At 74.6% G+C, this 14,134-nt stretch carries 13 protein-coding genes and 1 pseudogene; 7 read left to right on the forward strand and 7 right to left on the reverse strand.

Annotated features, from left to right (window positions below):
• The 3 genes from K6I34_RS17135 to K6I34_RS17145 form a co-directional block, all read right to left on the reverse strand.
• Positions 1-1,175 (reverse strand): hypothetical protein (locus tag K6I34_RS17135; protein WP_229327091.1); only part of this gene is annotated, 1,175 nt, incomplete at its 3' end.
• A complete protein-coding gene (locus tag K6I34_RS17140; RefSeq protein WP_229327093.1) occupies positions 1,172-2,590 on the reverse strand; it encodes a cytochrome P450 in 1,419 nt (472 codons plus the stop codon). The genes K6I34_RS17135 and K6I34_RS17140, both read right to left, overlap by 4 nt.
• A 389-nt stretch (positions 2,591-2,979) precedes the next feature.
• Entirely contained in the window at positions 2,980-3,438 is a 459-nt protein-coding gene (locus K6I34_RS17145) for an SPW repeat protein (protein WP_229327095.1), read from the reverse strand.
• A 228-nt stretch (positions 3,439-3,666) separates the two neighbouring features.
• Between K6I34_RS17145 and K6I34_RS17150 the strand changes: the two genes are divergently transcribed.
• Positions 3,667-3,822: a hypothetical protein gene (locus K6I34_RS17150; protein WP_229327097.1), complete on the forward strand. Its 156-nt coding sequence runs from the start codon at positions 3,667-3,669 to the stop codon at positions 3,820-3,822.
• A 134-nt stretch (positions 3,823-3,956) separates the two neighbouring features.
• Here K6I34_RS17150 and K6I34_RS17155 read toward each other — a convergent pair whose 3' ends face one another.
• From K6I34_RS17155 to K6I34_RS17170, 4 genes are read right to left on the reverse strand one after another with little or no spacing between them, the layout of a single operon-like run.
• Entirely contained in the window at positions 3,957-4,826 is an 870-nt protein-coding gene (locus K6I34_RS17155; protein WP_229327099.1) for a biotin-dependent carboxyltransferase family protein, read from the reverse strand.
• Positions 4,823-5,443, reverse strand: a complete 621-nt coding sequence (locus K6I34_RS17160) for an allophanate hydrolase subunit 1 (protein ID WP_229327123.1) — start codon at positions 5,441-5,443, stop codon at positions 4,823-4,825. The genes K6I34_RS17155 and K6I34_RS17160 overlap by 4 nt, the downstream gene beginning before the upstream one ends.
• Positions 5,444-5,487: 44 nt before the next feature.
• The gene (locus K6I34_RS17165) at positions 5,488-6,345 is read right to left on the reverse strand and encodes a LamB/YcsF family protein (RefSeq protein ID WP_229327102.1); all 858 of its coding nucleotides are present in this window, start codon (positions 6,343-6,345) and stop codon (positions 5,488-5,490) included.
• Positions 6,342-6,986 (reverse strand): GntR family transcriptional regulator, encoded by a 645-nt coding sequence (locus K6I34_RS17170; protein ID WP_229327105.1) that lies wholly within the window; start codon positions 6,984-6,986, stop codon positions 6,342-6,344. The genes K6I34_RS17165 and K6I34_RS17170 overlap by 4 nt, the downstream gene beginning before the upstream one ends.
• A 107-nt stretch (positions 6,987-7,093) precedes the next feature.
• Here K6I34_RS17170 and K6I34_RS17175 point away from each other — a divergent pair, with 107 nt between their 5' ends.
• From K6I34_RS17175 to K6I34_RS17200, 6 genes and pseudogenes are all read left to right on the forward strand, one after another.
• Positions 7,094-7,858 (forward strand): DUF969 domain-containing protein, encoded by a 765-nt coding sequence (locus K6I34_RS17175; RefSeq protein ID WP_229327107.1) that lies wholly within the window; start codon positions 7,094-7,096, stop codon positions 7,856-7,858.
• Positions 7,855-8,823 (forward strand): DUF979 domain-containing protein, encoded by a 969-nt coding sequence (locus K6I34_RS17180; RefSeq protein ID WP_229327108.1) that lies wholly within the window; start codon positions 7,855-7,857, stop codon positions 8,821-8,823. The genes K6I34_RS17175 and K6I34_RS17180 overlap by 4 nt, the downstream gene beginning before the upstream one ends.
• A 64-nt stretch (positions 8,824-8,887) precedes the next feature.
• Positions 8,888-9,532 carry a pyroglutamyl-peptidase I gene (pcp, locus tag K6I34_RS17185; protein ID WP_229327110.1) on the forward strand — a complete coding sequence of 215 codons (645 nt, stop codon included), beginning with the start codon at positions 8,888-8,890 and terminating at the stop codon, positions 9,530-9,532.
• A gap of 66 nt (positions 9,533-9,598) precedes the next feature.
• Positions 9,599-11,140 carry a hypothetical protein gene (locus K6I34_RS17190; protein WP_229327119.1) on the forward strand — a complete coding sequence of 514 codons (1,542 nt, stop codon included), beginning with the start codon at positions 9,599-9,601 and terminating at the stop codon, positions 11,138-11,140.
• A 112-nt stretch (positions 11,141-11,252) separates the two neighbouring features.
• Positions 11,253-12,197 carry a hypothetical protein gene (locus K6I34_RS17195; protein ID WP_229327121.1) on the forward strand — a complete coding sequence of 315 codons (945 nt, stop codon included), beginning with the start codon at positions 11,253-11,255 and terminating at the stop codon, positions 12,195-12,197.
• 67 nt (positions 12,198-12,264) lie between these two features.
• A pseudogene (locus tag K6I34_RS17200) lies at positions 12,265-14,134 on the forward strand (hypothetical protein); the annotation flags it as partial.

Genomic DNA, 14,134 nt, shown 5'->3' on the forward strand with positions numbered 1-14,134 from the left:
TGCTCGTTGACGAGGCTCACGACGCGCGTCCGGGGGTCGCGCGGCCGCTTGAAGCCGACGGGCGCGCCGACGGCGACCACGAGCGTCAGCCGCCACCGCTCGGTGACCTCGGGGAGCTCGGCCAGGCTCATGGCCGCGACACCGCCCTGGCTGTGCCCGATCAGCGCGACCTCCGCGCCGTCCGGCACGGCCCGGGCGAGGGCCTGCAGCGCGGCCCGGGCGTACGGCGCGTCGGCGCGGCCCACCGGGGTGACCGCCCCGACCAGGTCCTGCGGGGCGGGGTGGCGCGGCAGGCCGAATGACATGCCGGACAGCAGCACCAGGTAGCGGGTGATGCCGTCCGGCCCGGCGATCCGCTGGACGAGGGCCCGGCCCTCGGTGCCGAGGGCGGCCAGGTTGCGCAGGTGGCCGCAGATGCCGCCGTCGTGGTCCAGGGCGGCGAGGAACTCCGCGTCCGGCGGCTCGGCCACGGCCCGCCCCGCGCGTCGCGGCCCGCGGGGCCGAGCCCCGGTGTGGATGCCGAGCAGCGGGTCGCCCTCCAGGGGTGTGCCGGTGACGATGCACCAGGCCGCCTCGTCGTTGAACGGGTTCTCGTCCACCAGCGCGTTCCACGCCAGGACCTCGACCAGGGCGGGAGCGAGCGCGGCCAGCACCCGCTGCGTGCCCTGCCCCCGTACGTTCTGCCGCAGGATGCGCAGCGCCAGGGCCTGCCGGTCGGCGGCCACGGCGATCAGCAGCCGCCGTACCGGGCCCTCGTCGACGGACTCCGGGTCCCGTACGGCGCACAGCCGGATGCGCAGTTTGAGCGCGGCGACCGCCACGTCCAGCGCCAGGCTCCGGCGGCCCGCGAGCACACCGCCCAGCCGGGCGGCGCGGCCCACGCGGCCGCCGTCGGGCGCGTAGCCGAGCCCGGAGGAGTCGACGAGGGTGCGGGCCAGCGCGTGCACGGCGTGCGTGCCGCGGCGCGGGGAGCGGCCGACGGAGGCCAGCAGCGCGGGGTCGGTGGCGACGGCGGTCACGACCCGCCCGGCCTCCCGTATGGCCCTGGCGGCCTCGCTCAGCGTCCGGGCGACGGCGGCGAGGGAGGCGGTACCGCCGGCGCCGGAGGGGTTGTCAGTGGCGGAGGGGCCGTCGGTGGAGCCGGAGGCGCCGGTGCTGTCGTTCCCGTGCGTCACGCGTCCGCCTCCGTCCGGTGCCCGGTGGGGCGGACGCCGATGCGCAGCCGCGTCGCGTCGAACGAGTACGGCAGCGGCCGGGCGGGGCTCAGCCGCACCCCGGAGACGGCCAGTTCGCCGCCGCGCAGCAGCTCCGCGACGAAGCCCGTGGCGAGCTGGAGCCCCAGCTCCATGCCGCTGCACTGCGCCTCGCCCCGGCTGAACGGGCTGATGGCCCAGTCGGCCTCGGCCGTGCCGTCCAGCCACTTCTCGGGGGTGAACCGGTGCGCGTAGTCGAGCCGTTCGCCGTCGCGCGCGTGGAAGGCCGCGGGCACCAGGACGTTGACGCCGCCGGGGGCCACGGCGTCCCGCCAGCGGGTTTCCCCGGTCGTGCGGCGCATGAGCCCGGTCACCGGTGGCCACAGCCGCGCCGCGTCCTGCACGCAGGCCCGCACGTACGGCATATCCAGGAAACCGGCGACCGTGCGGGAGCCGTGCCTGCGGTCCGCGGCCCTGAGCTCCACCAGGGCCCGCTCGTGCTGGCGCGGGTGGGTGGCGAGCAGGGCGAGCGCCTGCACGGCCGCGGCCTGCACCACGGACAGGCCCATGAACCAGTGCGTGAGCTGGCACTCGGGCGCCGTCTCGGGCCCCCGGGGCGCCGCGGTGAACAGCCCGGCCAGGCTCCTGGGATCGGCGTCGGAGAGATAGCGGGACTGGCGCAGCATCATGCGCCGTCTGGCGCGGCGGGCGGCGGCCGTGCGCCAGCGGCGTGCGCCCAGCCAGTTGGCCTCGGCGAGGAGTTCGCCCAGCAGCCGGGAGAACTCCACGTCGTCCGCGGCGGCCTCGCCCAGGAAACAGCGCCGCCCCACCCGCTCGAACCGCTCACGGACCGCTTCCGCGTCCAGCCCCGCCACCGCCCGCGGGCCGAGCAGGGACGAGGCCTCCTCGCCGACGACGCGCAGGAAGTGGTCCGCGAGCCGGTGCACGGGGCAACCCGCGTCCAGCACGGAGTCGTTGAACGCCCGGCGGACCGTCCGCTGCCTGCCGTGCGAGGCGATCAGCGTGTCCGGCTGCACCTCGGCGAAGCCCGCGACCTTCTCCCAGGTGTCCACCGCGTACACGTCCACCGGACCGGCCAGCACCTGGCGGGCGTCGTCGGCGTCGAGGACGAGCAGGGTCGGCCCGGAGGTGCCGCGCACCAGGACCGGGCCGCGGCCGTGGCGCCGCCGCATCCGGCGCATGGTCTCCAGGCCGTGGCGTGCCGCGTCCAGCCGGGCGGCGAGCGCGGCGACCCGGGGCCGGGTCCGGAAGAGGCCCGCGAGGTGGCCAGGGAGGAAGTAGGCCAGGGCGAGACGCAGGTTCTCTCCCGCGGAGGCCGTGGGCAGCACCGTGCCGCGCTCCGTGCCGACGTCGGTGGTGCCGTACAGGTGGATCATGCGAGGACCTTCCCCGGGGTGAGCAGCCGTTCTCGTCCTGCCGCGGCCGCGGGGGTGCGGGTGGGCAGTCACAGGAGTGAGATCTGGGGGAGGGGAGCATTGCCCGTTCCCGTGCGCCGAAGTCATCAATTCCGAAGATCGGCCGGGTTTTCACGCCCAGGGGTGAACGGCTTTTCCACAGGTGACCGGACCGGCCGTGCGCGCCGCCGCGTACCTCCGGAGCGCGCCCCGGGGCGCGTGGACGTGAAACGGCCCCGCCGCCCGCGTGTGCGGGCGGCGGGGCGAGCGCGGATGACAAGGAATCGGCCTGGTCCCTCCGGACCCCGAGAGCGGAGGCGGGGCGGGGGAGCGGCGCGCGGCACGCTCACCCGGTGTTCCCGTCCCGCTGCTCAGCGTCGCAGGCGCAGCCCCGGCCGGGTCGTGGCCGAACGCGAGGCGCCGAGCCCCGCCAGGGCCAGCGCGGCCACGCAGGCGACCGCTCCGACGATGACATTGCTGACGAGCGCGTGCGTGCCGAAGGGGTGGCCGGAGACGACCCACGGGGAGACGATCGTCCAGGCCGCGATGCAGAGTCCGGCCCAACTCATGGAGTGCGTACGCTCGTAGGCGTGGCCGAAGCCGCCGACGAGGAAGGCGAGTGCGATGCCGGTGATGAGGTTGTTGACGGTCAGGGTCGTCGAGGCGCTGAAGCCGACGATCCAGGGGGAGGCGGCCAGATAGACACCGCACAGGAGGGCGAGGGCCTCGACGCCCTGGGCGGTGGGGGTGCTGGTCGTCTCCTCGGAGTGGGCGCGGAGCGCCATGATGTCCGGGTGGTGCTCGATCCGGGGCGACGTAGGGGCGGTCACGTCAGCCACCTTCTTTCAGTGTCTCATCGGACCTGCCTGCATTTTATCCCTGATGGCCTGTTTTGCCACCCGGTCAGAGGTAGTTCATATCTGGCTATATCCGATGTGGTGGCTTCTGTTTCGACGGGTCACGCTGGGGAACCCGGGCATCGCTTTCCGGACGCGCGATCCGGTGGCGCCCTCGGGTGGACCAGGGAACAGCGTGCGAAGGAACGAAAGGAAGCCGTCGTGGACCAGCTGAAGACGCAGAGCGACCGCAGTCCCGTCGGGGGCGAGGTCCTGGAGGAGAGCACGACGCCCCGGCGCGCCGCGCAGCACGAGACACCCGACACCACGGCGGAGGACGCCGACGCGGAGTCGCACATCATCCGGGGCATGGACTGAGGGAAGCGGCCCCGCGCCCCGACAGGGGCGCGGGGAACTGCGCGACAAGCCCCCACTGGCCCGCAGCCGCCGACTCACCGGCAGTATCGAGCTCATAGGCGCCCCACAACGAAACGCTCAGACGACAGACGGCCTCACCCCCGCACAAGCACAAAGCGCACCGGCGTGCCAGGCACGGCCTGCGCCGCAGCCGCCAGCGCAGCCTCCGGCACCACACCGATGACCGGGTAGCCACCGGTCGTCGGGTGGTCGGCCAGGAAGACGACCGGAAGCCCGTCCGGCGGCACCTGCACCGCCCCGAGGACCATGCCCTCACTGGGCAGTTCGCCGTCACAGGAGGGGGCGCGGACCAGGGCCGGTCCTTCCGTCCGCAGGCCGATGCGGTTGCTCGCGGGAGAGACCCGGTACGCGCCCGCGGCCAGGGCGCGGGGCGCGTCCGGCGTGAACCAGTCGTCGCGCGGCCCGAGCACCAGCGGCAGCACCAGGCCGTCGACGGGCGGGGCCGGCCACGGTACGGCGTCCGCGCCGCAGGAAAGCCCGAGGGGCGCGCCCAGGGGCAGCTCGGCGCCGTCGGCGAGCGGCTCGGGCCCCAGGCCCGACAGCAGGTCGCGGGAGCGGCTGCCGAGCAGGGGCGGCACCGCGACGCCGCCGCCGAAGGCCACGTACGCGCGCAGTCCGCCGGCGGCCGCGCCCACGTCGAGCACGGCGCCCGCGGGCACCCGTACCGGCGCCCCCCACGCCGCCGGACGGCCGTCGATGCGCACGGCGCAGGGCGTTCCGGCCACCGCCGCGGTCACCGCCCGGTCCGGCCGTACGGCGACGCCGTCGACCGTGGTCTCCAGCGTGGCGCACTCCGGGGGGTTGCCCACGAGGCGGTTGGCCAGCAGGTGCGCGGGCCGGTCGAGGGCGCCGGAGAGGCCCACGCCGAGGTGGGCGTGGCCGGGCCGCCCGAGGTCCTGGACGGTGGTCAGGGCTCCGGCGCGGACGACGGTCAGGGCGTTCACGCGACCACCTCGAAGCGCACGCGCGTACCGGGCGAGAGCAGAGCCGCGGGAGTGCGTCCGGTGTCCCACAGGACCGCGTCCGTACGGCCGATGAGCTGCCAGCCGCCGGGCGAGGAGCGGGGGTAGAAGCCGGTGTACGGGCCCGCCAGGGCGACCGCGCCCGCGGGGACGGCGGTGCGCGGGGTCGCCCGGCGCGGCACCCACAGCCGCTGCGGAAGCCCTGTCAGATAGCCGAATCCGGGCGCGAAGCCACAGAAGGCGACGCGGAATTCGAGACCGGAATGGACGCGTGCGACCTCGTCCTCGGTGACTCCCCACAGCTCCGCGACCTCGGCCAGGTCCGCGCCGTCGTACCGCACGGGGACGACGACCGGCTCGCCCTCGGCCGTCGCGAGCGGCGGCACGCTCCAGCCCGCCATGTCGGCGGCCAGTGCCCGCGGATCGGCGAGTCCGTCCAGCAGGACCGTACGGGCCGCCGGGACTATCTCCCGTACGGGCGGCAGGGCACCGGCGTCGCGGCGGCGCAGCACCTCGGCGTGGAACGCCTGGGCGTCCTCGCCGGTGGCGACTTCGATGAGCAGCGCGTGCCGCCCCACGGGCAGGGCGCGCAGCTCCATGGCGGGTGTGTTTCCGTTCGTCGTCGGCGTGTCGGCGGGCGTGCTCACGTGAAGGCCACCATCCGGACCCCGGCGCCCTCCAGGGCCGCGCGCACCCGGCCCGCGAGTTCCGCCGCGCCGGGCGTGTCGCCGTGCAGGCACAGCGAGCGGGCCCGTACGGCGACATCCTCGCCCGTGAGCGCGGTGACGGTGCCCGTACGGGCCATCCGGACCGACCGGGCGACGACGGCCTCGGGGTCGAGCACCACGGCGCCGGGCGTCCGCCGGGGGACGAGGGTGCCCGTGGCGGTGTACGCGCGGTCCGCGAACGCCTCGTCGACCACCGGCAGTCCGGCCCGTTCCGCCGCCTCGTGCAGCCGCGAGCCGGGCAGCCCGAGCACCGGCATGGTGCCGCCCGCGCACCGCACCCCGGCGGCGACGGCCGCGGCCTGCTCGGCGTCGACGACCGTGCGGTTGTAGAGCGCGCCGTGCGGCTTGACGTAGCTGACGTCCGAACCGGCCGCCTGCGCGAAGGCGCGCAGCGCGCCGATCTGATAGGTGATCTCGTCGGCCAGTTCGTCCGGCGGCACGTCCATGGCACGGCGTCCGAAGCCCGCGAGGTCGCGGTACGAGACCTGGGCACCGATGCGTACGCCGTGCTCGGTGGCGAGTTCGCACACCCGGCGCATGGTTGAGGGGTCGCCCGCGTGGAAGCCGCAGGCGACGTTGGCGCTGGTGACGACGGACAGCAGGGCGTCGTCGTCGGTCAGCCGCCAGCGGCCGAAGCCCTCGCCGAGGTCGGCGTTGAGGTCGAGGTGGGTGTCGAGGGCGAGGACGGCGTCGAGGCCGAGGCGGGCGTCGGGCGCCTCGTCGGCGTCCGCTATCCGTCCGGCTCCCGTGTTCTCCCCGGCTCCCGCGGTCATGAGGCTGCCTCTCGCATGGCGTCCAGGATGAGCGTCCGCGCGTCATCCAGATAGGTGATCAATTCCGCTTCCGCGCGCTGGTGTTCGCCGCTGTCCAGCAACTCCGAGAGCAGGCGGTTGCGCGACAGGAACGGCTCGTGGAAGCGGCGCGGCGACGGCATCGCGTAAAAGGCCAGGCGCAGTTCGGCGAGCAGCCGGTCCATGGCGGTGTCGATGCGCGGGCTGCCGCTCAGCCCGGCGAGCGCCCGGTGGAAGCGGAGGTCGGCCGAGCCCACCTCCTGCCAGTCGCTGTCGGCGGCGGCCCGCGCGGCCTCCTCGACGGCCTCGGTGACGGCGGCGCGCAGCGTCGGCGGGGCCGTGGCCGCGGCCCGTACGCCCGCGGACTCCAGGGCCGCCCGGACCCGGTAGATGTCGACGACGTCGGCGGGCTCCAGGACCCGTACGAAGACGCCCCTGTTGAGCCGGTACACGACCAGGCTCTCGTGGATCAGCAGCCGGAACGCCTCGCGCAGGGTGTTCCGCGAGATTCCCAGGTCGCGGCCCAGGGCCTCCTCGGACAGCCGGGTGCCGGGAGGCAGGCCGCCTGCCTCGATGCGGTCGCGGAGCGCGGCGGCCACGCGCTGGGCGGTGGACAGGGCCAAGGTGTTTCCCCCTCAAGCCTCTTGAGGATTGTTGAACAATATCTTAGCCTCCTCGCCAGTCGCCCCACCCGAACGTGTGGGGTCCGGGTACCCGGAAGGCAGGGCGCATGACCGTTCTCCTGGGCGTCCTCGTGGTCGTCGTCGGCTTCGCCACGAGACGCAATCCCCTTCTGGTGGTCGGCGCCGCGGGCATCGTCACCGGTCTCCTCGGGGGACTCTCGCCGCAGCGCGTCCTCGCCGTCTTCGGCGAGGGCTTCGCGAACAGCCGCTCGGTCACGATCTTCGTGATCACCCTCCCCGTCATCGGCCTCCTGGAACGGTACGGCCTCCAGGAGCAGGCTCGCAGGCTGATATCCCGCCTCGGCGCGCTCACCACGGGCCGTTTCCTCGCCCTCTATCTGCTGCTGCGGCAACTCGCCGCCGCCCTGGGGCTCAACAGCGTCTTCGGACACGCCCAGACCGTCCGCCCGCTGGCCGCCCCCATGGCGGAGGGCGCGGCGGAGCGCCGCCACGGGCCGCTGCCGGAGAAGGCCCGGGAGAAAGTGCGCTCCTACGCCGCGAGTGCCGACAACGTCGGGCTGTTCTTCGGCGAGGACGTCTTCCTGGCCGTCGGCTCGATTCTGCTCATCACCGGCTTCGTCAACACCACGTACCACACCCACCTCGAACCGCTCGACCTCGCGCTGTGGGCCGTGCCCACCGCCCTGTGCGCCCTGGTCATCCACGGCTGGCAACTGCTGCGGCTCGACCGCACGCTGGAGCACACGCTCGCCGGGAAGCCCGGCCGGGGATCCGGGCGGGGATCCGGGCGGAAGTCCGGCCAGAGGCCTGGCCAGAAGTCCGGCCAGAAGTCCGAAGGGGCCGTCAAATGATCAAGGCCGAGTGGTTCTACTGGCTGGTCGGCGCCGTCTTCCTGCTGATGGCCGCCCAGATGCTCACCGACCGCAGCAACCCCAGGCGGCACGGCACCGCAGCCTTCTGGGGGCTGCTCGGACTCTGTTTCTGCTACGGCACCTGGGTCGCCGATAAGTCGGCTCCCGCCGAACCCCTCGGCGCCGCCGTCCTCCTCATGGTCTGCCTCGCGGGCTTCGGTTTCACCGGTCGCGGCACACCGCGGACGGCCACGCCCGAGCAGCGGGAGGCGAGCGCGCGGCGCCTCGGCAACAAGCTCTTCGTCCCCGCGCTCACCATCCCCGCCGTCGCCCTGGTCTGCGCCGTCGGCGTCAAGAAGCTGTCCGTGGGCGGCGGGCCCGTCCTCCAGAAGGGCAGCGAGACCATTCTCGGGCTCGGCATCGGCGCGGTCGTCGCCCTCGCCGTCGCCATGGTGATGCTGCGCGAGCGCAAGCTCTCCACGCCCGTGCACGCCGGGCGGTCGATGCTGGAGTCCATGGGCTGGGTCATGCTGCTGCCGCAGCTGCTCGCCACCCTGGGCACGGTCTTCGCCGTCTCCGGAGTCGGCGAACAGGTCCGCAGGATCACCACCGCCGCGCTCCCGGACCACTCCCGCTATCTCGCGGTCGCCGTCTACTGCCTCGGCATGTTCCTGTTCACCGTCGTCATGGGCAACGGTTTCGCCGCCTTCCCCGTGATGACCGCCGCGGTCGGCTGGCCGGTCCTCGTGGTGCAGGAGCACGGCAGCGCGCCCGCCGTCCTCGCGATCGGCATGCTCGCCGGTTTCTGCGGCACCCTGGTCACGCCCATGGCCGCCAACTTCAACGTCGTCCCCGCCGCGCTGCTGGAGCTCAAGGACCAGTACGGGCCCATCAAGGCCCAACTGCCCACGGCCGTCGCCCTGCTCGGCTGCAACGCGGTCATCATGGCCCTGTTCGCCTTCTGACCTTATTTCCGAATTTCCAATACTTCCGGAATATTTCCTACGATTTCTGAGCGGGGGAGCCGCGATGACCCGGGTGCTGCTGACCGGATTCGAACCCTTCGGCGGAGAGAGCGTCAACCCGTCCTGGCAGGCCGTCCAGGCGGCCGTCGCCCGCCCCCTGGACGGCGTCCGGCTGGCCGCGGCCGAGCTGCCCTGCGTCTTCGGCGGCGCCATGGACGCCCTGCGGGCGGCCGTCGAGGAGACCGACCCCGAGCTCGTGCTGTGCGTCGGCCAGGCGGGCGGCCGCCCCGACGTCACCGTCGAACGTGTCGCCGTCAACCTGGACGACGCCCGCATACCCGACAACACGGGCGCCCGACCCGTCGACCGGCCCGTCGTCCCCGGCGGCCCCGCCGCCTATTTCGCCGCCCTCCCGGTCAAGGCGTGCGTGGCCGCCGTCCGCGCGGCGGGCCTGCCCGCCTCCCTCTCGCACACCGCGGGCACCTTCGTCTGCAACCACGTCTTCTACGGGCTGATGCACCTCGCCGCGACCGAACGGCCCGGGCTGCGCGGTGGTTTCGTCCACATCCCGTACGCCCCGGAACAGGTCACCGACCGGGCCCTGCCGTCACTCCCCGTGGCCGCCGCGGCCGACGCGCTGCGTGTGATCGCGGTCACCGCGGCCGGGCGCACCAAGGACATCCTTGCCGTGGGTGGAAGTACACACTAGGACGTGACGGGCATTTCGCCCGCGCCGTTTCGTCCGTTGTCAGTCGGACCGCCTACTCTGTGCGACGTGACTTCTCCAGCCCCGGCGACCGCTTCGCCCCAGCTCAACGGGCCGTCACGGCCGGCTCCGGGCCCGGCCGCCGACGAGGGCCTGGCCCGCAGGCTGCGCGCGCTCGCGTGCACCGCGCCCCTGCACGACCTCGACGCGCGCAAGGCCAACCTCGCGGGGGAGTACGGCGGCTACGCCATGGCCGAGGTGGCGCTCGCCGCCATCGACCTCGTCACGCTCAACATGGACTTCGACACCGGGGCCGACCACGAGCAGATAGTGTCCCGGCTCCTGCCGCGCGTCGCCGCGCAGGCCCCGGACCGCCCCCACGCCGAGCACGAGCGCGTCGCCCGCTGGGTCCTGGAGAACCTCATCAACGTCGGCAGCGTCGACCGGGGCTTCCGCGCCGTCTACGGCACCTTCGGCCCGGACGGCGCGTACGTCCGCCGCGACTACGACTTCAAGCTCATCGAAGAGGTGCCCGGCCCCGGCGGCGCCGTCTTCCTGCGCACCACCGACGAAGCGGTCAACGTCCTCGTCGGCGCCCTCGACACCGACGTCACCAGTGCCCAGATCGCCGCCGAGGTGAAGCTGGAGGTCCTCATCAGCCGGGGCCGCCTGGCCGACGCCCAGCTCGCCGCGGAGCAGGCCCGCTACCGCACCGTGCAGTACGCGGAGACCCTCCGCAAGACCCTCGACGCCACCCGGCGCAACGTGCGCGCGGTGGACTGGCTGAAGACCGTCCCCGACATGATCGCCGAGGCGCTCGACCACGTCGCCGACCGCTACCGCCACGAGAACGCGATCCTCACCAACATCCGCAAGGCGCGCGACGAGGCCGAGGCCGCGGTCGATCCGAAGACGGCCGAGCACAAGCGCCGCGCCGCCGAGCTCGTCGACATCGTCAAGGACTGCATCCGCCGTCACACCCAGCTCCAGTCCCGGCTGCTGGAGGCGGGCCCCCTCTTCCGCGCCGAGCAGGACCGGCAGGCCTTCGCGACCCCCGCCGCCCACTCCGGGCTCGACCTCTACGGCCAGCTCCTCGCCCCGGTGCTGCCGCTGCCCGTCGAGCACGCCGCGCGCGTGACCGACGCCTTCTTCGCCCAGGGCACGGGCCTGCGCACCCCGGTCTCCGTCCGCGTCGCCGACCTCGTCGACATACTCCTCACCCCGCCCGCCGAGCGCGAGCACCTCGGCGCGGAGATGCCCGAGCCCGACCTGGTGGAGACCCCCGACGACAGCCGGTTCAGCGAGGAGCAGCTGGCGAGCGCGATGGAGCTGCTGACCCTGCCGCCGGACGCGCCGCGCCGCCTGTCCGGCCTGCTGGCCGAAGCCCGCCGCCGTGACCCCGAACTGCCCTACCTGGTCGCCCTGCTGGCCGTCCACGCCGCGAGCCCCCCGGTCGGCACGGCCTACCGCCAGGGCGAGCGGTCCCTCCTCTTCGCCGTCGACGACGGCACACAGCTCGACGACATGGAGTTCGGCGGCGCGGACCTCATCGTGGGCACCGCCCTGCTGGACGCGGCCGGCATGGCCGCGGACCGCTCGGAGACGACATGAGCCACCGAGCGGACGGCCGGGAACTCCGCGTCACCACGGCCCCGGCCCGGCGGTGCCGAACCCGCCGTCATCCCGTAACCCCGCGCAACCCCCTTTCGCAGGAGCACCAACCGTGACCGAGTACGACGCCGAGGCCCCGGCGGACGAGTACGCCGTCGGCGAACCCGGCGAGACCCGCGAAACCCGAGCGGCGAGCGGGCATGCGAGCGGACACGCGAGCGGGGGCGTCACCCCCGCCGACGCGGCCGACGCCGCGCGCCTCGTCGCCTTCGGCCTCCAGCCCAAGCTCCAGCCCGCCCGTGACGCCGAGTACGCCGAGCTGCTGCGCCGCCACCGCGACGACCCCGCCTTCGCGCGCCTCGCGGACGCCGTCGCCGCCGGGCTCGGGCTCGTCGTGCTGGAGGTGTCCACCCGCGCGGGCATGGCCGTCACCGCCGCCGAGGACTCCGTCTTCGCCGTCCGGATGGGCGACTACGCCCGCCGTACGACCGTCGACTCCGCCGACCGCTTCCTGCACGGCCTCGCCCACCTCGCCGTCGCCGCCATGGCCTTCCCCCGCCCCGAGGACCTCGCCGACGACGGCTACATCGGCCGCATCACGGTCAACGGCGTCGACGCGTTCGTCCGCCAGGCCTGCCGCAGGCTGGAGGAGCGCGCCGCCGAGCGCGGCGAGAACACCGACCCCACCAGCGACGCCCCCGGCCTGGAGGCCGCCTGGCGCGTCTACGCGCGCCGCAGCGCGACCGGCGCCACCAAGGACGCCCGTCGCCTCGCGGGCTCCACCACCGGCATCATCGCCAAGGCGGTCGCCTTCCTCGTCGACTCCGGCTTCCTCCAGCGCACCGGCGACGACGCGGGCGGCGCCTACCGCACCACTGCCCGTTATCAGCTCCAGGTCCGCGACATGGCGGGCACCGCCGCCATGGCCGAACTGCTGGAGCTCGGCGTCGTCCCCGTCGGCGACGGCGGCGCCACCCTGCTCCCGCCGGACGGCGCCGACGCCCTCGACCTGGTCGCCGACGCGGGCCTGCCCTTCTTCGAGCCCGAAGTCTCCTGACGCCCGCCGGGAAACCCCGCTCCACCGTTCGCCGCTCCACCGCCCGCCACGACAACGAGAGTCCGCCATGTACGAGCTGTCCCGGGTCCGCCTCTACTCCATCGGGCCCGCCGGTGCGCGCTACGCCGACACCGTGCTGGACCTGCGGGGAGTCGGCGCCCCGGTGCCCTCTCCCGCGCCGCAGCAGGCGGAGTTCTTCGCGGACGAGCCGACCGGGCCGCCCCGCCGCCCCGCGCCGGCGGGCGTGCTCTTCCTGGAGAACGGCGGCGGCAAGTCCGTACTCCTCAAGCTGATCTTCTCGGTCATGCTGCCCGGCCACCGCAACACCCTGGGCGGCGCCAGCTCCGGCGTGCTGCGCAAGTTCCTCCTCGCCGACGACTGCGGACACGTCGCCCTGGAGTGGCAGCACGTCCTGACCGGCGAGTCCATCGTCGTCGGCAAGGTCAGCGAGTGGCGCGGCCGCCAGGTCTCCAACGACCCGCGCAAGTTCGCCGAGGCGTGGTACTCCTTCCGCCCCGGCCCCGGGCTCAGCCTCGACTCGCTGCCCGTCGCCGAGTCCACCGTCCTGCGCCACGCCGACGGCGCCTCCGGCGCCCGCGGCCGCCGCCGCACCATGAAGGGCTTCCGCGACGCCCTCACCGAGGCGGGCAAGGCCTACCCGAACCTCGACGTGGTCTGGGAGGAGATCCACGAGCGCTGGAACGAGCACCTCGGCGAGCTCGGCCTCGACCCCGAACTCTTCCGCTACCAGCGCGAGATGAACGCCGACGAGGGCGAGGCCGCCGGCCTCTTCGCCGTCAAGAACGACTCCGACTTCACCGACCTCCTCCTGCGGGCCGTCACCGACACCCGGGACACCGACGGCCTCGCCGACCTCGTGCACGGCTTCGCTCACAAGCTCGGCCGCCGCGCCGAGCTCACCGCCGAGCGGGACTTCACCGCCGGCTCCCTCGACCTGCTCCAGCGCATCGCCGACGCCGCCGTCAAGCGTGACCAGGCGCGCGGCGTGCACGCGGGCGCCGAGCGCCGCACCCGCGCCCTCGCCCGCACCCTCTCCGCCCGCGGCCACGAGGAGCGCGGCCGCGCCGTCGAGCTGGCCGAGCAGGTGGCCGCCGCCGCGCACGCCGTCACCGACGCCGAGGCCGGGCGCGGCCGCCGCTCCCTGGTCGCCGCCGAACTCGCCTACCGGCACGCCTCCCTGGCCCTCGCCGCCGCGGAGAAGGCCGCCGCCGCCCAGCGCCGCGAGCTCAACGACGCCCGCACGCTGCACTCCGCGTGGCAGGCCGCCGAGACCGTCCTGCGCCACCGCGCCGCGGCCGACCGCTCCGCGCGCGTGGCCGCCGCCATCCGCGATGCCGAGCGCGATGCCGCGCCCGCGCTCGCCGCCCGCGCCCAGGCCGCCACCGAGCTCGTCCGCGCCCTCAACCGCGCCGCAGGCGAGGCCGAGCGGGTGGCCAACGAGGAGGAGGAGCGCTCCGCCGCCCTCCAGGAGGCGGGCGAGGCCGCCCACCGCGACGCCACCGGCGCCGCCACCGAGGCACAGCGCGCCCGCAGCGAGACGGGCCACCTCCGCCAGCGCCTGGCCGAGGTCGAGCAGGAGACCGCCGAGGCCGTCCGCGCGGGCTGGCTCGACGACTCCGCGCCCGACGCCGACCCGGCCCGCGCCGCGCTCGCCGCCAGCGACGCCGAGAAGCCCGCCGTCGCCGCCTACGAGACCGCGCGCGAGGCCGCCCGCCAGGCCGGCGAGCGGGCCAAGGAGGCGACCGCCGCCCAGTCCCGCGCCGAACTCGCCGCCGCCCGCGCCGCGGACGCCGCGACGGCCGCCGAAGCCGCCCATGACGCCGAACGGCGCACCGCCGAGGCCCTCGGCGCCGAGCAGCGCATCGTCGAACTCCTGGGCCTGCCCCAGCCGACGGCCTCCGGCCAGGTCCCCGGGC

The sequence above is a fragment of the Streptomyces sp. UNOC14_S4 genome (assembly GCF_020740835.1).
Lineage (GTDB): Bacteria > Actinomycetota > Actinomycetes > Streptomycetales > Streptomycetaceae > Streptomyces.

What these genes read in the sequence shown, in the direction of transcription:
- pcp (WP_229327110.1), top strand. Translation starts at nt 8,888, where the DNA reads ATGACCCGGGTGCTGCTGACCGGATTCGAACCCTTCGGCGGAGAGAGC.
- K6I34_RS17175 (WP_229327107.1), top strand. Translation starts at nt 7,094, where the DNA reads ATGACCGTTCTCCTGGGCGTCCTCGTGGTCGTCGTCGGCTTCGCCACG.
- K6I34_RS17165 (WP_229327102.1), bottom strand. Translation starts at nt 6,345, where the DNA reads ATGACCGCGGGAGCCGGGGAGAACACGGGAGCCGGACGGATAGCGGAC.
- K6I34_RS17160 (WP_229327123.1), bottom strand. Translation starts at nt 5,443, where the DNA reads ATGGAGCTGCGCGCCCTGCCCGTGGGGCGGCACGCGCTGCTCATCGAA.
- K6I34_RS17180 (WP_229327108.1), top strand. Translation starts at nt 7,855, where the DNA reads ATGATCAAGGCCGAGTGGTTCTACTGGCTGGTCGGCGCCGTCTTCCTG.
- K6I34_RS17140 (WP_229327093.1), bottom strand. Translation starts at nt 2,590, where the DNA reads ATGATCCACCTGTACGGCACCACCGACGTCGGCACGGAGCGCGGCACG.